This is a genomic window from Grimontia sedimenti, from assembly GCF_011045095.1.
Taxonomy (GTDB): Bacteria; Pseudomonadota; Gammaproteobacteria; order Enterobacterales; family Vibrionaceae; genus Enterovibrio; species Enterovibrio sedimenti.
Genome location: NZ_JAALDL010000008.1, coordinates 74,020 through 92,265, shown reverse-complemented (window position 1 = coordinate 92,265; position 18,246 = coordinate 74,020). Strand labels below are relative to the sequence as shown.

At 47.9% G+C, this 18,246-nt stretch carries 19 protein-coding genes; 13 read left to right on the top strand and 6 right to left on the bottom strand.

The annotated features are described in order from the left end of the window. Nucleotides 1–26: 26 nt before the first annotated feature. The gene (locus tag G5S52_RS12095; RefSeq protein WP_165013838.1) at nt 27–1,358 is read right to left on the bottom strand and encodes a glycine cleavage T C-terminal barrel domain-containing protein; all 1,332 of its coding nucleotides are present in this window, start codon (nt 1,356–1,358) and stop codon (nt 27–29) included. Nucleotides 1,359–1,646: 288 nt separating this feature from the next. Between G5S52_RS12095 and G5S52_RS12090 the strand changes: the two genes are divergently transcribed. The 7 genes from G5S52_RS12090 (at nt 1,647) to G5S52_RS12060 (ending at nt 7,334) form a co-directional block, all read left to right on the top strand. Next, nucleotides 1,647–2,282 (top strand): SGNH/GDSL hydrolase family protein, encoded by a 636-nt coding sequence (locus G5S52_RS12090; RefSeq protein WP_165013836.1) that lies wholly within the window; start codon nt 1,647–1,649, stop codon nt 2,280–2,282. 68 nt (nt 2,283–2,350) lie between these two features. Beyond that, entirely contained in the window at nt 2,351–2,869 is a 519-nt protein-coding gene (locus G5S52_RS12085) for a lipocalin family protein (protein ID WP_165013834.1), read from the top strand. A 312-nt stretch (nt 2,870–3,181) separates the two neighbouring features. Beyond that, nucleotides 3,182–3,379, top strand: a complete 198-nt coding sequence (locus tag G5S52_RS12080) for a hypothetical protein (protein ID WP_039850181.1) — start codon at nt 3,182–3,184, stop codon at nt 3,377–3,379. 33 nt (nt 3,380–3,412) lie between these two features. Then, nucleotides 3,413–3,907, top strand: coding sequence for a GNAT family N-acetyltransferase (locus G5S52_RS12075; protein ID WP_165013832.1), 495 nt, complete (start codon nt 3,413–3,415; stop codon nt 3,905–3,907). 97 nt (nt 3,908–4,004) lie between these two features. Continuing rightward, the gene (locus tag G5S52_RS12070) at nt 4,005–5,147 is read left to right on the top strand and encodes an ABC transporter substrate-binding protein (RefSeq protein WP_165013830.1); all 1,143 of its coding nucleotides are present in this window, start codon (nt 4,005–4,007) and stop codon (nt 5,145–5,147) included. 4 nt (nt 5,148–5,151) lie between these two features. Then, a complete protein-coding gene (locus G5S52_RS12065; RefSeq protein WP_165013828.1) occupies nt 5,152–6,534 on the top strand; it encodes a methyl-accepting chemotaxis protein in 1,383 nt (460 codons plus the stop codon). A 71-nt stretch (nt 6,535–6,605) separates the two neighbouring features. After that, the gene (locus G5S52_RS12060) at nt 6,606–7,334 is read left to right on the top strand and encodes a MipA/OmpV family protein (protein ID WP_165013826.1); all 729 of its coding nucleotides are present in this window, start codon (nt 6,606–6,608) and stop codon (nt 7,332–7,334) included. A 25-nt stretch (nt 7,335–7,359) separates the two neighbouring features. Here the strand turns inward: G5S52_RS12060 and G5S52_RS12055 are convergent, their stop codons facing one another. Further along, entirely contained in the window at nt 7,360–8,307 is a 948-nt protein-coding gene (locus G5S52_RS12055) for a LysR family transcriptional regulator (RefSeq protein ID WP_165013824.1), read from the bottom strand. 119 nt (nt 8,308–8,426) lie between these two features. On the opposite strand from G5S52_RS12055, the gene G5S52_RS12050 reads away from it, so the two are divergent. After that, a complete protein-coding gene (locus G5S52_RS12050; RefSeq protein ID WP_165013822.1) occupies nt 8,427–9,449 on the top strand; it encodes a zinc-binding alcohol dehydrogenase family protein in 1,023 nt (340 codons plus the stop codon). Between the two features lie 82 nt (nt 9,450–9,531). Then, nucleotides 9,532–9,822, top strand: a complete 291-nt coding sequence (locus G5S52_RS12045; protein ID WP_165013820.1) for a putative quinol monooxygenase — start codon at nt 9,532–9,534, stop codon at nt 9,820–9,822. Between the two features lie 54 nt (nt 9,823–9,876). On the opposite strand, the gene G5S52_RS12040 is transcribed toward G5S52_RS12045, so the two are convergent. Next, entirely contained in the window at nt 9,877–10,263 is a 387-nt protein-coding gene (locus G5S52_RS12040; RefSeq protein WP_165013818.1) for a DUF2306 domain-containing protein, read from the bottom strand. A gap of 133 nt (nt 10,264–10,396) precedes the next feature. Next, on the bottom strand, nt 10,397–10,903 hold the full coding sequence (locus G5S52_RS12035) for a hypothetical protein (protein WP_165013816.1): 507 nt from the start codon (nt 10,901–10,903) through the stop codon (nt 10,397–10,399). Between the two features lie 210 nt (nt 10,904–11,113). On the opposite strand from G5S52_RS12035, the gene G5S52_RS12030 reads away from it, so the two are divergent. Beyond that, complete coding sequence (locus tag G5S52_RS12030; RefSeq protein ID WP_165013814.1) at nt 11,114–11,749, top strand: DUF1826 domain-containing protein; 636 nt, start codon at nt 11,114–11,116, stop codon at nt 11,747–11,749. 338 nt (nt 11,750–12,087) lie between these two features. Further along, nucleotides 12,088–12,966, top strand: a complete 879-nt coding sequence (locus tag G5S52_RS12025; protein WP_165013812.1) for a DMT family transporter — start codon at nt 12,088–12,090, stop codon at nt 12,964–12,966. A 38-nt stretch (nt 12,967–13,004) separates the two neighbouring features. On the opposite strand, the gene G5S52_RS12020 is transcribed toward G5S52_RS12025, so the two are convergent. Both G5S52_RS12020 and G5S52_RS12015 read right to left on the bottom strand, forming a co-directional pair. Next, a complete protein-coding gene (locus G5S52_RS12020; protein ID WP_165013810.1) occupies nt 13,005–14,588 on the bottom strand; it encodes an alkaline phosphatase D family protein in 1,584 nt (527 codons plus the stop codon). Nucleotides 14,589–14,814: 226 nt separating this feature from the next. Beyond that, nucleotides 14,815–15,102: a hypothetical protein gene (locus G5S52_RS12015; RefSeq protein ID WP_165013808.1), complete on the bottom strand. Its 288-nt coding sequence runs from the start codon at nt 15,100–15,102 to the stop codon at nt 14,815–14,817. Between the two features lie 286 nt (nt 15,103–15,388). Here G5S52_RS12015 and G5S52_RS12010 point away from each other — a divergent pair, with 286 nt between their 5' ends. Next, nucleotides 15,389–16,399 (top strand): succinylglutamate desuccinylase/aspartoacylase family protein, encoded by a 1,011-nt coding sequence (locus G5S52_RS12010; protein ID WP_165013806.1) that lies wholly within the window; start codon nt 15,389–15,391, stop codon nt 16,397–16,399. 182 nt (nt 16,400–16,581) lie between these two features. Beyond that, complete coding sequence (locus G5S52_RS12005; RefSeq protein ID WP_235956218.1) at nt 16,582–18,090, top strand: O-antigen ligase family protein; 1,509 nt, start codon at nt 16,582–16,584, stop codon at nt 18,088–18,090. Nucleotides 18,091–18,246 lie beyond the last annotated feature (156 nt).

Below are 18,246 nucleotides of genomic sequence, written 5' to 3'. Positions count from 1 at the left end.
GGTGCATAGCACCGCTAACATATAAGTCAGACAGCAGGCGCGCTGACACGTGATTTTTCCACTTCACGGGAGTTTGGATTGACCGAAGGCCGGAAAGGTATACTGACGACCTCCGCCTCGACGATCTCTCCGCCGAACTCCGTTGGTAAGGCAACCTTGTACTTAGTCCCTGCCTCTCGGCCATTCCAAGGCACATGGCAAAGCGCGATATTGGTTTCCAATTCAGGGCTGTACCAAGGTGAGGTCACGTATCCCACCGCTTCTTCACTGTCTTCGCCGTAAATCAGCCAGAAGTCATTGGCGTAGTCGATGACAGGCTCGCCACCAAAGACAATGCCGACCAAACCAAGAGGATACGGAGATTCTCCAGCTTCGATTTGCGTTCTGGCTTTCTCAAGTGCGGCTTTGCCAATGTAATCGCCTTCTTTGTCTTTAGGTACCTGATAGGCAAGGTTGCACTGGAACGGAGACACCTCCTGATCAACGTCCTGTCCCCAGGAAAGAATACCAGCGGCAATGCGGCGGTGATGGGCTACGGCGGTGACTTTCAGGTTGTGCTTTTCACCTGCTTCCAGCACGCCATACCAGACTTTTTCCGCATTCAACGTTGCGTCCAAGCAGTAGATTTCGTAGCCCTTTTCGCCGCTAAATCCGGTCTGGGAGATAATCACGTTTGCCCCATTGAGCGTGCCTTCCATCAAACCATAAAAGGGAATATCACTGACAACTGAGCCAAACAGATCCGTCATCAGCGCTTCTGATTTCGGCCCTTGGATTTGCACCGGACAAACATCAATTTCCGCGATGGTAACGTCAAACCCCATACCGATGTTTACGCCACGAAGCCAGAACTCGACATCACTATCTGAAATAGAAAACCAGAATTCGTCTTCGGAAATCCGCAGGAGTACCGGATCATTCATTATCCCGCCTTCCTCGTTACAGAGAATCACGTACTTCCCACGCATAGGCTTGATAATATTGGCTGGGCGAGTGATAACAAAGTCGACGAACTTTTCAGCGTCCGGTCCTTTCACCTGAATCTGGCGCTCAACCGCAACATTCCACATTGCCACGTGATTGACCAAGGCATCATACTCCGCCATCACGCCGCCTTGCTCTTTGGGAATATGAGCACGGGGGTGATACATGCGGTTATAAATCGTAGCCTGCCAGCAGTCAGATTCGTAAGAGAGATGCCAATAGGGAGATTTTCTCACCCGTGTAGAGATCAGAAGTTCGACCGGTGTGGGACCCGACTGCCTGAGGTTAATCGGCACTCGTCGGTTAGATTGATCAACAGAGGTTGTATGCCTTGCTGCCGCCGCTCGCTTCTGCATGGGTGTTTTTTCATTCATTGCATTTGAACTCCTTGTATTCGGACCCCTATCTGTCCAAAACTCTGACGGTCCTTCTGGCAGATCACGCACCGTCCGTTGATTGGATGCTTCGCCCTTTTTTATAAAAGCGCTTTCTTGATGATGAGCTAGCCTCACCCTGTTGCCTAAAGTGAGCCGTTTTAGAAATCCCAGCGGTTCAACACGCGACACGGTAAAAATGAAAAGCGTCAATCCATCGCAGTCAATTGGCGACGAATTCCGCTAATCATCGTAAAATGGAAGCACTTAAGAAAAAGGAATACCTCCATGCCACGCATTTTATGTTTCGGTGATTCAAATACTTGGGGTTATAACCCTTCAAATGGCTCGCGTTGGGGCGAAGGCATTCGCTGGACGTCACGCCTCCAACACGCACTCAACATCGACAAAGACGACGGCTCCGAAGACCGTTTTATGATTGTTGAGGAAGGGCTCAATGGACGCACCACAGTGTGGAATGACCCAATGAAGCCTTACCGCGATGGAAGCGCCGCTCTGCCCATGCTGCTGCTCTCTCACCGTCCACTGGATGGCGTGGTGATCACACTCGGTACCAATGACTTGAAGTCCCAGTTTCCTTCAGAACCCGCTTGGATTGCAGAAGGCATTCGAAAGCTGATTGGTCAAGTCAAAGAGTGCGACAACGCAGGTCACCCGACACCGCGTATTTTGATTGTTTCGCCTGCGCCAATGCACGACGCCAACAACTGGGCTTCAGGTTTTCGTGATGGTCGGCAGAAGTCTCTTGAGCTTGCGAACTTTTTCCGTGCAGTGGCTGAGGAAGAAGGCTGCGATTTCTTCGAAGCTGCCACCGTCTGTGAGGCATCACCTATTGATGGCCTCCATCTTGATGAAGCAGGTCATGCGGCATTAGCTGATGCGCTGGCGAAAATTCTTCGCTAAATGAGCCACTAGGGTTTTGGCATCGTACTAACAGCAAACTTTCCAACAATAAAAAGAAGACAAGATTTATGTTTAAAGCGCTCTTGATTGCGGCCTCTCTTTTTGGCCTGACCGCCTGCCAATCCGTTCCTGAAGGTGTTGAGCCTGTCACTGGATTTGACGAACAACGCTATCTAGGGAAATGGTACGAAGTCGCAAGACTAGACCACTCCTTCGAACGCGGCCTTTCTTCCGTCTCAGCGGAATACACACCACGCGAAGATGGTGGCATCAATGTCATTAACCGCGGTTACAACGATGAAGACAAAGAATGGAGTGAAGCGTTAGGCCGAGCCTACTTCGTCGGCGAACGTGATGTTGCTCATTTGAAGGTCTCCTTCTTTGGCCCATTTTACTCGTCTTACGTGGTATTTGGATTGGGTGAAAACTACGATTACGCCTTCGTCTCTGGTTACAACACTGACTATCTGTGGCTGCTAGCGAGAACACCAGAGGTTTCGGAAGAGGTAATGCAGAAATTCATCGAAGCTGCCAAATCCCGTGGTTTTGATACTGAGGCGCTGATTTACCCTAGCCACAGCCAATAGTCGCCTACATTGTTCGAAGCTGATCGCAAAACTTCAGCGCTCTTGGAAAGCAAGTAACACGTGATTTCCGCGCTTAGAATGGCATTCAAACAACTTAATGATTGGCCGCTTTGAGTAACTTTAAGCGGCTAATTTCATTACAATTGGGTGACAAGTCTAATTTTCTGGTTAATTTTTACACCAACTCTGCCGCCTATGACGCCAAGCGCTACACTTCGATTGACTGAAACAATCCGTTTCAAAACCAGATTGTTTCCTTGAGTCGCTTTCTGATTAAATAGCCCAACATTAATAACAAAAAAGCCAATAACAATGCCTATTACAACTGATACTCCGGCGACGCGTAATGCACTCGCCAGACTTAACGACGACGTTCTAAACTCGATGGACAACGAGGGCAATTGCACGGTGAAAGTGAGTGATCTTTCCACCCTGTTGGCTGCCTATAAAATTGAACTTAACAAAGCCCGCTCGCTGAAAAAGTCCCTGTCTGAAACGTCAGAGGTCTAAACTCAACGCCGCGGTCGCAGAACACTGGGATCTATGCCGATATCACTGACAAAATCTACCCATCCTGACGATTGGCTAACAATTGAAGGGTTTCTTTTCGAAGCTATTGAAAGACTCGAAAGCGCGGGAATCCCTCTTTGGGAGCGTGATGAGGTCTCGGTGTCTGCACTGCAAAAAGCATACGGCGATGACAGCCTGTATTTGGTCAAAGAAGAAGACCAGATCATCGGCGGTGTCTTCATCCTCGAACGAGATGCTCTTTTCTGGCCTCAAATCACTGCTAATGACTCTTTGTTTTTTCACAAACTAGTGATTGGCGATGCCTTTATCACCCGCGGTATTGGTCATCGCGTTTTAAAGGCTATGGTGGACTTAGTTAAGTCAGAGGGGAGACAGTGGCTGCGCTGTGATTGCCACGGTGACAGGCCGAGGCTTCGTAATTTCTACGAATCGTTCGGTTTTTATTTCATTGACCGGCGGGAAGTAGAAGGCTTCGATGCCGCGCTTTACGAATATCCCTGCCTATAACCAGCATTGATTTCGACATCACAAAATCTCAACAATGAAACATTGGCCATGTTTCCTATACTCACTAATAACCAAATAGTTAGTAAGGGGCTTTGTGATGAAATTCTTACGCTGGATATTGGTGTCCTTTCTCGCGCTACCATATACCGTTTTTGCTGAAGTCGGCGTCACTGACACCACCATAACATTCGGCATGAGTAATGCCCTTTCCGGCCCTGCCTCGGGCTTAGGCACAGGGGTGAAAGCGGGTACCCTCGCCTACTTTGAAAAAATTAACCAGCAAGGCGGCGTTCATGGCAGGCAGATCAAGGTCATTTCCCTTGATGACGGTTACGAGCCGGATCGCGCAGCCAAGAATGCGAAGAGGCTGATTTACACTGACAAAGTCTTTGCCCTCGTCAGTTTCGTTGGCACACCCACTTCAAAAGCCGTCGTTCCCGAAGTGAACCGTGCAAAAGTCCCTTATATCGGCCCTTTCACCGGCGCTGAGTTCCTCCGCACCCCTGCGAATCCAAATATTTTTAATATCCGCGCCAGCTACTTCAATGAAACCGAAAAGCTGGTTAACCATTTCATCAATGATTTGGGGTACAAGAAAATTGCTGTGTTTATTCAGGACGACGGCTATGGCGCAGCAGGTAAAGCGGGCGTGCAGCGCGCGCTCCGAAAACGCGGCCTCAAAATCCATGCGGAAGGCAGATACACCCGAAATACATTGGATGTCGAGCAAGGGCTGAACAGCATCATGAGTAAAAATCCGGATGCCGTGATTTTAGTCGGAGCCTATCAAGCTTGTGGTGCCTTCATCAAACTGGCAAATCAGAAAGGCTTTGACGCTAAGTTCGCCAATATCTCTTTTGTGGGCACTAAAAAGCTGATTGCTGAATTAGGTGCTGACGGCAACGGCAGTTACATCTCCCAGGTTATGCCTAACCCAGATGAGAGTGACCTTCGCATTATTGAAGACTTCAAAAAAGATCTCGCCGCCCAAGGTGTTGAGAACCCTTACTACACCCAACTGGAAGGCTATTTGAATGCCATGGTGATTGTTGAAGCCTTACAGCAGGCAGGTCAGTCACTCACCCGCTCAAATTTTGTCAGTGCGATGGAGAACATCAGCAACAAGAACTTTGGCGGCCTTAACGTGAACTTCAGTAAGTCTGATAGACAGGGGCTGGACGATGTATACCTGACGAAAATCGAGAATGGCAAAGCGATTCCAGTCAACAGCATGAAGTGAAGCCATGAATAAGTGGATGTCGTTTTTTAAAGGGTTGTCGCTTAAATACCGGATTCTTGTTCCCTTAATTGGGAGTATCACCGCATTGCTGGTGTTGGCAGCCGTGTTCTTCCACCACATGACTGCTCAAGAGCTCTCCCAAATACAAAAAGGGAAAGTGCAGTCATTGGCGAACTTTCTGAATCAATCCAGCAAGACATACATCATGAATTATGACTTGTCGGCGTTAGAGGAATTTGTTCAGGTCGGAATGAAAGATCAGGATATTGATCATATCCAGTTTATGGACAGCCTTGGAGTGCCTTACACAGAAACTGCCCCCAAGGAAACCAATGAAGGGGCATTGAAGTATTCGGAAGAAATCCTCTCTCCTGATGGTACTTTACTCGGTGTGCTGAACATTACCTACAACCAGAAGGCTTCAACGGCGGCACTGCAAAGGAATCTGCAAGTGGTGCTGTTTTGCTTTGTCAGCATCATCATTCTGCTTTGCTTAATCATCTATTTCGTTTCGATGCGACTTTCTAAGCCGCTCATTTCAATCACCAAAGACCTCGCCTATGTATCTGAAGCTGCCCAGGAAAATTCCCAGCTTGTTCTGCAAGGCGCGAAAGACATTGCCAATGGGGTTGAGAAACAGCGGAGCGCGCTGGATTCCAATGTATCTGCCATGTCAGAAATTCGGGAGATGGTGGAACGCACCAATGAAAACGTCCTGACCTGTCTGGATGTGTCCAAAGGTACGTTAGCGCTAAGCTCTGACGGCAGCAAGAACATGGACAAGATGGCGCATTCGGTGGTGCTGATTGAAAACTCCAACAAGCAATTGCAGGAGATAAACGAGATCATCAGAAAGATCTCCGACTACACCAAGGTCATTCATGACATTGTTTTCCAAACCAAGCTGCTATCACTCAATGCTTCTATAGAAGCCGAACGTGCAGGTGAGCACGGACGCGGGTTCGCCGTTGTGGCTCAGGAAGTGGGCCAGTTGGCCTTAATGTCGGGTCAGGCATCGCAAGATATTGATAAACTGCTGAAAGACTCGATGGTCACCGTTGGCCAGATAGTGCAAGACACAGAATTGCGGGTGAAGGAAAGTAAGGCGCTTTCGGAGCAAACCCAGGTCAGTTTTTCGAATATCTCCAACAAAATTGAAGGGCTGGCGCAGGAAATTGATTCCTTTAGTCAGGCGTTCAACCAGCAAATGAAAGGCCTCATTCAGGTGAATTCTGCCATGGAGTCCATGACAGGAATCGTCAACAACAACCACCAGATTGCCAATGAAACCTCAGAAGTCTCGATGAGTTACAAAGAACAGAGCCTGAAACTCAAACAGGTAACTGAGACCATCGAAGATCTCATCAAAGGTAACCGGAAAAATTAGATTTTTGCCTAAGCCCACTGAAAGAAACTTCCCCCATTGCAGTTCTTCTTTTTATAGAAAGGAGAGCTGTAATGAGAAAACGCGTCATATCAATCCTGTCCCCTCTGTTGCTGTCTGTGATCGCGACGCCAGCTTTAGCACAGGATAAATACAAGGATTTTGGTTTTGTCGGTGCCGGGCTTACTGTTGGGGAATCGGTCTTTTCAAATCAAGGCACAAAGGCTGGGGCTGAGCCATACCTGTTTTACAACAGTGAACATGGCTTTATTGATGGCAGCCTGTTCACTTACAACCCTATCCCATTTATTGGCCTTTCCGGGAACCTGCGCTTTGCAGAAGTTTCTGACGATTTCGACGACATCCCTTCAGGGATAAATAACCGCGATGGCAACGGCGAGCTTGGCGTGACTATCGGTACTGTCGGTGCCCGCCTCACTTATCTTCATGATGTCACCAACGAGCACAATGGCTACGAAATCCAACTTCATCTGGGCCGAGCGTTCGACACGCCCATCACCAACTTTGTCTTGTCACCCTACGTGGAAGTAAATTATCGCGACGAGAAGCTTTCCCAGCATTTGTATTCCATCTCAGCTCAGGAGTCTTCTGCCTCTGGCTTGGCTGAATTCAGCGCTGACGAAACCTGGGTGTACAAAGGCGGTGTTATTGCCCTTTACGATCTTTCTGAAAACTGGCTGGCCATTTCTGAAGTTGCACTAGAGCACCATGATAGCGATAGCCCCCTTGTACAAAACGATTTGGGTTGGGAGTTCAGCCTTGGGGCTGTCTACAAGTTTTAGGGCTGTAGACAGTCCCTAGGCTGGCTTATTGCACTGATGGAGCAATATCATCGGCGCTCAACACACCCGCTTCCACCAGCCCTGTCAGTAGTGCAGTGCACTTTTCCCGAAGCAAATCCCGCAGCAGCCTTGCTGCGGGAGTGATGGATTGACGACTGGGGAAGACCAACCATAATTCAGTGCTTACAGGTGGTGTCTCTCTCATTAGATTCACTACTCTGCCCGCCATCAAGTCTGCTGCCATGTCCAATGAAGACTTCGCTGCAATCCCCTTTCCGGCGACACACCAGCGGCGCACCAAATCTGCATCGTTTGATGCGCGGTTACCACTGACCCGAACCTTCTGTTTACAATCACTACCCTCAAACTCCCAAACATCATGAAGCATGTCACTCAACTGAAAGAGCAGTGCATTGTGTTCTGTCATGTCCTGGGGGTGTGATGGTACACCATGCTTTTCAATGTATTCGGGCGCCGCACAAAGCAGTCTTGGTACGTGACAGATTTTGAAGCCATACACATTACTCTCCCCTGGCGAGCCATATCGCAGTGCGATATCGATAGCATCCCGATAAAAATCCACATTGCTGTCGCTGATGTTAGTACGAAGGGTTACACCTGGGTGCGCATCTATAAATTCATCCAACCAAGGCAGGACAACGTTTCGCCCTAGATCTGATGACACAGCAAGACGCAATTCACCGTCGATGATATCCAGTTCATCTTTCATATTGCGGTTAGCTTGATCCAGCATCTGGAGAGCTTGTTCACATTGCGGAAGGTATCGCTCCCCTGCACTGGAAAGGCGAAGGCTACGTGTTGTACGAACGAACAATTCGACACCCAGTTCATGCTCCACCCGTTTTACGGCGGCGCTGGCCGTTGCCGTTTGCATGTCCAGGTGCGTGGCAGCGACCGTAATACTGCGAAATTCTGCCACCTTAAGCACAATCTTAAGATCGTTAATCTGCATAGTCTTGCTCTTATTCTCAAAATTAATTTGATAATTATTTCAAGATTACGCTGTTTATCATTAATTCGCCAACCCCTAATCTTTCCCCATCAAAACAAAAACACATTCGGAGAAAGAACATGAAAGCCATTGGATACGCAAAAAGCCTCCCCATCTCTGATGCAGAATCTCTGATTGATATCGAGCTGCCTCAACCCATAGCTGCTGGTCGCGATTTGCTTGTTAAAGTCAGTGCGATTGCTGTTAACCCTGTTGATTACAAAATCCGACAAAATGTCTCTCCCGAAAACGGTGGTCATAAAGTCATCGGTTGGGATGCGGTAGGCGAAGTTGTCGCAGTCGGTGAGGAAGTCTCAAACTTCCAGGTTGGCGACAAGGTTTACTATGCCGGTAATTTGCTACGCCAAGGTAGTAACGCCGAATACCAATTGGTGGATGAGCGTATTGTTGGTCATAAACCGAAGAGCCTGACCGACGCCAAAGCGGCAGCATTGCCACTCACGACCATCACTGCCTATGAATTGTTGTTTCATCATCTGGCGCTGCCACAAACAGCTAACCCATCCGAGAAATCAGAAGAGGTATTGCTGGTTGTTGGTGCGGCTGGTGGGGTTGGTTCTATTCTTGTGCAATTGGCGAAACAACTTACGGGCGCAACGGTGATTGGCACAGCTTCCCGAGAAAGCTCTCAAGAGTGGGTGAAAAATCTTGGCGCTGACTATGTGGTTGACCACAGAGAAGCACTGCAGCCACAAATCGAAGCACTAGGTGTGGGCGTTGTCACTCATATTGCCAGCCTGAACGCCACAGAGTCATACTTTGAAACTTACACAGAATTGCTCGCTCCTTTCGGCCACATCGCGATGATTGATGACCCGAGCCATATCAACGTGATGCAGTTGAAGAACAAGAGTCTGACGCTACACCTCGAATTTATGTTTGCGCGTTCCATGTTTAACGCAAAAGACATGCAAAAACAAAGTGATCTGCTAAACCATGTTGCTGAGCTTGTTGACCTCGGTCGCATTCAAACCACAGCAGGCAAAAACCTTGGAGCCATCAACGCAGCGAACCTGCGTATGGCGCACGAAGAGCTCGAGTCCGGCACTGCCATTGGAAAGATCGTGCTGGAAGGATTCTAATAATATATCCAAACAAACTGAGGATGTTCGCATTCAGAGGTCATCAGGTTATTTGGGTACAAAAACAAACAGGAAAGAAGTCATGAGTAAATTAACGATTGTTGCCAACATTATCGCCAAAGAAGACAAGATCGAGCTGGTAAAAGCTGAGCTTCTGAAGCTGATTGACATTACCCGCGCCGAAGAAGGCTGCATTAACTACGACCTGCATCAGGACAATGAAAACCCAGCGCATTTCTTGTTCTATGAAAACTGGGAAAACCGCGAGTTGTGGCAAGCACACATGGGTAACCAACACTTGGCTGATTACCTGGAAGCGACAGATGGCGCGGTCGAAACCTTTACGGTGAATGAAATGACAGTGATTGGTTAATCACCAAAAACAGAAAAGGGCTGCGGAGCAGCCCTTTTTAATCGTTAAGTGCAACTAAGCAAATAGCCAAGTATGCAGTAACCTTCCTGGTGTAAACGCCAATGCACCCGCTACCAGAAGCGCCAACACATACAAAATCACCATGCCTTGCTGATGTTTTTTCACATTACCCCGTCTAATCGCCATGAAGGATTCAGGCACGGTGTAAAGGGTGACAATACTGAGAATATGAATATAACCAAAGTGGTAGAACACCTGAGGCCCCACTTGCGCTGGGATAAATAGTGTTGAGATAGCTGTTGCTATCATGAGCAGCATATATATCTTACCAAGACGCTTATGTAGCGGACTCCCTTTTCTTCTGGCAAGCAAATAGGTTCCCAGCAAAAATGACAGCACTGCCGTTACCAGATGAAAATAAATCAGCCCCAAACTTTCCATGTTCTCTTGCTCCCCTTCAGATCCTCTCTCCAGAAACACGCAGATAGCGAGCTACTTTCAAGCTTTCGGCGAAGGTATCAAAAGCCAGAGCTGGCTTCAGAAACAAGAGGATGCTTAGCGAGTGACTTCTCAATCAATATTCATTCAGCAACTCAGTCATTTGGGCGACACACTTTAGCGCCTCCTTCTCCGGCATCCCCTTGAACATCTGAATACTTCGATAAAGAGGGCCATAATCAAACACAACCGAGCCGCCAAGCATATGCAGCCTCAATTGTTCTGAAAAAGGGCCTTGAGGGTCAAAAAAAGACGGCTTTGACATGCTTGGGTAAACACGCAAGTTATGTATGTGTCCAAGTAGGTACTTTCTTTTTTTGTAGGTCACACCAAGCAGATGATAAGAATGCTCCAGTGTAGATGAGTTAATTTCTACCAACTCATGGCTGGACAGATAACCAAAGAACAAAAAGAATACGATGAAAACGAGTAATGATGCTAAAAACAGCGTCAGTTCAAATTCGTGATTCATCAAGAAAATCAAGAAGAAAGCCAGCGGAGGCAAAAAGAATAATTTCAACGCGAACGGTAAGCGGTTGTTAAAATCCCATGCTCGGGTCTCAGTCGAAGATTCAGTCATCATGCGTACCTATCCTTGGCACCATAGTAAATATCTTTTTAATCAATGGTCTAGTTTGAACCAGACGCCTCTTACCTAGATGCTTCATTTTCAAGAACGAATTTCAGTTCGAAGAGAATCAAAACAACTTCTATCTGCAATACTCCGTGTAGTCGCACATGCTAAAATGTTATGTTATAACATTTCAACTTTGAGACAATTTGGAGACTGTCCATGATAGCGGAAATCGAAACAGTAACCCGGCCAGTAACGGTTCAGAATACCCACCCAGAATGCCTGACCGAAATATTCCGGGAAGACGTGAATCTTACCGTCTGGCAACGCGATCTTTCGCAAGATTGCAGAGAGTTTGCTGACCAGTTCGCTGCACGGGTAGGAAAATACAATCGCTTTGTCACACTGGAAAATTCTCTGTCGATCTGGGAACTTCTGCCTAAATGGGCGTTGGAACTCAAAGGCATAGAAAGCTGGTTAGCGGATGTGGAAGATGTGATCGAAATGTATCGATGCCTTTTTGAGCCCGACGCATTGGGTGTTCGCCTGCAGGTGTTGGATACAACCATGTGTCCGCGTTTCCATATCGACCGCGTCCCAGCCAGATTGCTGGTGACATACTCTGGGCGTGGCACAGAATGGATTGATGAGAATGACGTTGAGCGCTCTAGCTCACCGGGGCAATTACCAGAACAATCTGTCGCCCCCTCTGGTATCAAAGAGATCCCCACCGGTGCTGTGGCGATATTGAAAGGTGAAGCCTGGGTCGGCAATGAAGGCCGAGGCATTGTTCACCGCTCTCCCGCTCCCGGAAGTGCCCCAAGATTACTGCTCAGTCTGGATTGGTTGTCTTAAGCCCTTCAATGCATAAAGCTCACATCTGTGGGCTTTTTTCGTCGTTCAAACAGTTAACCTACTTACTCGCCTGAATTCATACGCTTTTGGACGAAATCATTTTCCTTGTTGCCGTACACGGATTGCGTTTTAATACCAATCACAGTAGATAGCTGCTCAGAAATAGTGCAGGAAAAATGCTCGAGAACAAGGCGAAAAGTTTCGATAAGTAGTTACTCTACAGTCAAATTTTTCAACGCAGCTATCGAGCATTTTAACAAGCTAGGGTGAGCAGATATTTACTACGATTGGTATGATCACCTCTCGACTCACTCTCATCGTGCAAGGATTGCTGCCCCATGCTGAAAAGCGCCATTCCCTTTGTCTTTGTCTTGCTTTGGAGCACAGGCTTTATCGGTGCCAAATTTGGTCTTCCTTATGCGAATGCAGCCACTTTCCTCTTTATTCGCATGGTGTTGAACGTCTTGGTATTTGTGGTGATTCTGGGCGTAATGAAACCCGTAATGCCTAAAGGCAAATTGCTGTTTCACGTTCTAGTGTCTGGGCTGCTAATCCACGGTTTTTATCTCGGCGGCGTGTTTGCTGCGATTGGTTTTGGCATGCCCGCTGGTTTGTCATCCTTATTGGTTGGATTCCAGCCAATCCTGACCGCGCTGATTGTGATTAGTCTTTCCAGCGAGCGGCTTAATCCGGCACAGTGGGTTGGCTTGTTCGCAGGTATTTTCGGCATCGCATTGGTCGTGCAAGGCAAGATGAGCTGGAATATCGACGCCCAACCTTTTTACGCTTACATGTTTGTATTTCTTGCTTTGCTTGGCATTACCCTTGGCACTTTGTACCAAAAGCATTTTTGTCAGGGTGTTGATTTGGTTGCTTGTGCGATGTGGCAATATGTCGCAGCTGGTGTGTTCTTTTTGCCAATTGCCTGGTTGGTGGAGGGCTTCGAAGTGACTTGGTCGTTAACGTTCACCCTCACCATGATATGGTCAGTACTGGCGTTATCAGTCATTGCGGTGTTGCTCTACCTCTACATGGTTGGACAAGGCGCAGCATCTAAAGTTACCTCTGTCATTTATCTGGTTCCGCCCGTTACCGCTATTCAGGGGTGGCTCTTTTTCGATGAAGCATTTTCAACAGCCACCATTATTGGCTTTGCAGTGTGCGCTCTAGCAGTGTTCCTTGTAATGCGCGCGCCCAAACTCAGTATTAGTCGCTAACGAAAACAGCCCTCCTGACAACAGGAGGGCTAAGCGAGTTAGGCCGACTTCTTCGGCGTCAGCGTTTTGGTATACAAACTGCTGCCGACCAAATCTTTCAGCGTCACCTTCATTTCTTCCGACTCACCGTCAATATCCACTTGCCCAAAGAACTGTAACCCCGCTGATGGTGGCAGATTGATTTGCCCACCTTCAGGATGCTTACTGAACAAGACCTGTGGGCCAAAGGTGTTATCCATGTCGTTTGGGCCAAACGTACCCGCATGGAGTGGGCCAGAGACAAATTCATGGAAAGGTTCGAAGTCCTGGAATTGCGCCTTGTTTGGATCGTAGTAATGTGCAGCGGTGTAATGAACATCTGCCGTCAGCCAAACGACGTTTTCAATTTTGTTTTGTTTGATAAAACGCAGCAGCTCAACCATTTCGAGCTCACGCCCTTTGGGTTGTCCATCACCATTCGCCATGTTTTCGAAGGTTGATTTGGTTTTCCAGTCATCGTAAACAATCATGCCTATTGGCATATCTGAAGCAATCACCTTCCAGGTCGCTTTCGATGCTAGCAATTGCTGTTTTAGCCAAAGGATCTGCTTGCTGCCAAAGAATGCAGTGTCAGCTGAAGACTCGGTTTGGTTGTTCGCACCATTGTCAGCACGATAACTGCGCATATCGATCGCAAACACATCCAACAGTGGGCCATAATGAAATTTGCGGTAAATACGTTGAGGATCCGCAGCCGAACTGCGGATAGGGTTCATTTCGAAGAACGCGCGACGCGCTCGGGCTGAGAGCAAAGCGACGCTCTGCTCGTTCTGGTAACGTTCATCGTTTAACACCTCGGCCGGATACCAGTTGTTAACCGTTTCGTGGTCGTCCCACTGCACGATCATCGGCACTTCGTTGTTAAACGCTCGGACGTTCTTGTCCATCAAGTTATAAGCGAAATTGCCACGGAACTCTTGAAGCGTTTCTGCCACTTTGGCTTTTTCCGGCGTGACGATATTCTTCCACACTTCGCCGTTTTTCAGCGTGACTTTTTCTTTCAGTGGGCCATCAGCATAAATGGTATCACCACAGTGAATAAAGAAATCCGGTGCTGTCTGGCGCATGGTTTCGTAAATACGCATGCCACCCCATTCTTCGTTGATGCCCCAACCCTGACCCGCGGTATCACCAGACCAAAGAAAACGAATATTGGATGCAACTGCTGGCGGAGTGTTAAACGAGCCCACCACTGGCTCACCCCAGCTCTGCCAGTCTTCTAAAGACTGGTAGCGCACACGATAGAAAACTTTCTGACCAGGAGCTAAATCATTGATTGCCAGTTTGCTGGAAAACCCGGTTTCTGCCAGCGCGTTGGGTCCTTGTAGAGTGATGTGCTTTCTGAAATCTTGGTGATAGGAAATGTCGACCCACATTTGGGCTGGGGCATCAGATGAAGACCACAGCATGGCTTCCCCCTGGGTCACGTCGCCACTGGCAACGCCATAAGGGGTGCCCGGTCGTTTACTGTCACCACGCGCAAATGCCGGTGCGATACCGCCAAGCATCAATGTGCCCGAGGCGGCCGCTGAACCTGCAATAAAACGACGTCTGTTGATTCCATTTTTTGATTGTTCTGACATTGCGTTCGTCCTTTTCGAAACTGAAAGAAACCAGCACAACGTCAACAAACGCTGCGCTGGCGGAGCAAGCTTTACAGTGGAAAAAGACAGCGTAGTGATCGTCAGTTTTCTTCTACATGACGGTATTGATACAAAGACAATGTATTAACTAATTTTCAATGTCTTAGATAACTATCTTACTTCTGAAACGAAACAGATTTCGGTACTTTCTTGTCATTCGAGTTCATTATTCAACCACTTCTGCGCCTGGCTCTGATGAAGTCGTACCAAATAGCCGCTCACAGTGGATCCAATCCTTCACACCTTCTTCTTTGCTCACGTTCACCACACATTGCCCCGTCAGCAGTCTCACTTCGGTTTCTTTCTGAAGGTCATACTGCACTTTCATTCCATAGATGAAGTCCGGTATTCGATAGATGTAGAAACCAGCAAGCACAATCAGGACAACAAGGATTGGAATCGTGATTTTCTTGTGTTCTTTAGCGAAGTCGAACAGTACTTCTAGGTTACTCATGGCATTCCCTTGCGAACTCTTTGTTTGTACAAACGATATCCAATTGAAAAACGAGTGTATACCCAAATAACGTAAAGGCGCGCAAACTTAGCACTTCTTAGTGTGTTCGCGGTAAAGTGTATTTGGCGATTGATGGTGCTGTTTTTGTCATCGCAAGTATCAATGTTGTGAGTGCACATCTCACTGGCTTCGCGTAAGCTTAAAGTATTATTGAAGGCGGGATGACAATCTCGCCTTTTTTGAGTTTTAACGACCTATAAAATTCTTAAAAATAAGAACCTAAGTAATGACGAAGTGTATTGAAGGAAACAAAATCGACGGTTTGTCCGTGATCTCTTCACTTGATGTGGACCAACTGGATGCAGGCTCACACAAGTTTTGGTTCCGCGCGGCAACCGATGCATTGGCACAGTGGCAACATCTTCCAGTCTGGGTGTTTAAAGGCACTGAGCCGGGTAAGAAAATCATGATCACCGCCGGTGTTCACGGTGACGAATATAATGGCGTTTTGTCAGCACAAGCGATTGCCCGTGCACTGCGTGGTAAATCGCTGAAAGGCTGTGTGACCATCGTGCCTACCGTCAACCTGAGCGGTATGCTGCACCACAGCCGCGATTTCTTTTCCTCTGACCCCGACGTTTCCTGTGGCAACCTGAACCGCCATTTCCCGGGCAATCCGCAAGGTAACGAACCTCAGCGTTATCTCGATCCGATCTGGCGTAACCTTCTCCAACCAAATGCCGATCTGGCGATTGACCTGCACACGCAAACATCTGGCACCCGCTATCCGCTTTATGTGTTCGCGGATTATCGTTTGGATGACGCTGTAAACATGGCGCGCTTGATGAACCCAGATGCCATTCTGAACGATCCGGGCGACCCGGGTATTCTGGAAACCGTTTGGAATCAGAATGGCATTCCGAGTATCACGGTTGAAGCTGGTGTCGGCCGTTACACCGATATGGAAATGGTCAACCGCACCGTGCGAGGCATACTGAACATCTTCACCCTTTACGGTTTGATTGATGGCGAATTTGCGGCGGTTGAGCCTGCCATTGAAAGCGCCCGTGTGACCAGTATTCGCGCTGTTCAGGGTGGTTTTATTCTGCCGCAGGTTGAATTGATGCAGTTCGTTGAAAAAGACCAGTTGCTGGCCATTCAATACGACAGCTTTGGTGAAGAGGAATACCGCTACCTTGCGCCGGAAGGCGGTGTGGTATTGAGCCACAATGTCGAATCAATGCGTGCAGCAGGTTCGTTGGTGATTCGCCTGATTCATCCTGGCGCAACGCTCTGAATTCGCTTGATTTCCTAATTTGACATGCAAAATCAAACAAAACGCGCTGAACTAGCGCGTTTTTTCTTATCACTTTCCATAACCCATTATTTTAAAAACATTTAATAACTCTACTTTCTCTGGCGCACATTTTGCTGCGATCTCTGCTTTACTCAATGCATGGGATTTCTTCATCCAGAAAAATGCAATTAATCGAATGGCTTAACGACCAGCGCCTGCTGTTGCTTGTCCGTATCAGAACACACTTCGTACACGCGACTGCTGCGTTTGTCGCGCTGTCGTGTTTGCTATGGTTGGTCATTCCTCATCCCGTCATTCCCATTGCGATTGGTCTGGTGCCCCTCGCCATTCTTATTACCCTTTCTCAACCTGTCCTACTGGGGCTGCTATTTATCGCTTTCTCTTTTTTCCGCCTTCATGAGGCTTTTGCGCCACTCTACAATTTCAAAATCCCTCTGTTGTTGTCCCTCGGCACCCTGACCACTCTGGCATGGCACATAGGTATCAGTGGCAAGCTAAAAATGTGGTCTTCCAAAGAACTGAATACCTTCTACGTTTTTTTTGCACTTGTCGTGATTGGTATTCCACTCTCCAGCAATGTGGGTGAAGCCATTGCCTACTTCAAAAACATCTATGTCAAAATTGGCATCATGACTCCAGCACTGGCATGGCTACTTACTGGGGTGCACCACTATCGCAATGCGCTGGTCATGATTACCGTGTCTGGGGTCGTGGTGGCAATTGTCACCCTGTTCAATAAGGTCAATGGCATTGGCTTGGTGGAAGAAACGCGTGTCACCGTGGGCCGTGAACTCGGCTCCGTGCTTGGTGACCCCAACGACTTAGCGCTGGTGTTACTGTTCCCCTTTTCTTTTACCATCAGCATCTTGATGACGTCCGGGCTTTCCAAGAAAACCCGCTTCTTTGCACTGATTGCCACTATCGCCATCTTCTCTGCCATTATCGCGACTCAAAGCCGTGGGGGTTTACTGGGTATTATGTCTGCTGTTGGCATTCTTGCCTGGCGCCGCGTGAAGTCGAAAACCTTGCTATTCATTGGTGGCGCTGTTGCCGCTGCGGTGCTGTTCGTCGTGGCGGGTATCAGTGGGCGAAAATCTGGTGGAGCAGCGGAAGAAGGTCTGGATGCATCGGCACAAGGCCGACTCTATGCGTGGGAAGCGGCTTTCTACATGGCGTTGGAAAACCCTTTGTCTGGTGTTGGCCTTAATAACTTCTACTTCAACTATTTCTTTTATTCAAAGCACTGGGATGGTTTGAACCACGCCGTTCACAGCACATGGTTTGGCGTGCTGGGTGAAACGGGATTTGTCGGTTTTATCGCTTTTCTTATCATGACAATCACCGTTTACCGTTCAGCCAAAAGTGCTACCAATATCGTGAAAGAAAACGCCGAAAGGTACAGCCCTGTTATTCGCGCGATTTCTGAAGGACTTTACTCGGGTATCATCGCGTTCTGTGTGTCAGGTACCTTTCTCACCCAAGGCTTCACTTGGCCAATCTATATTTTGATCGCACTGACCGCCTCCGTTTACCGGTATGTAAAACTGACGGAAGAAGCATTTCTACAGCAAAGCGAAGCGGAAAAACAGACAGACGACCAAAACGCCGACACATCGCCTCCTTCACAAGAGCCACATGGATCTTCAGCATCTCCCTTCGATAAGCGCTAACTAGGGGCTATTGACCCTTGCATTTAAAAACTTGGCAAAGTCCCTGCATTGTCCTCTTAAGAACACAGTTAAATACGTTAAATAATGCAGGAATCGCGCTCAATTTGCTCAAAGTGACACGCAAAGTCATTGTCAAACTGAGAGCATGACAAGGAA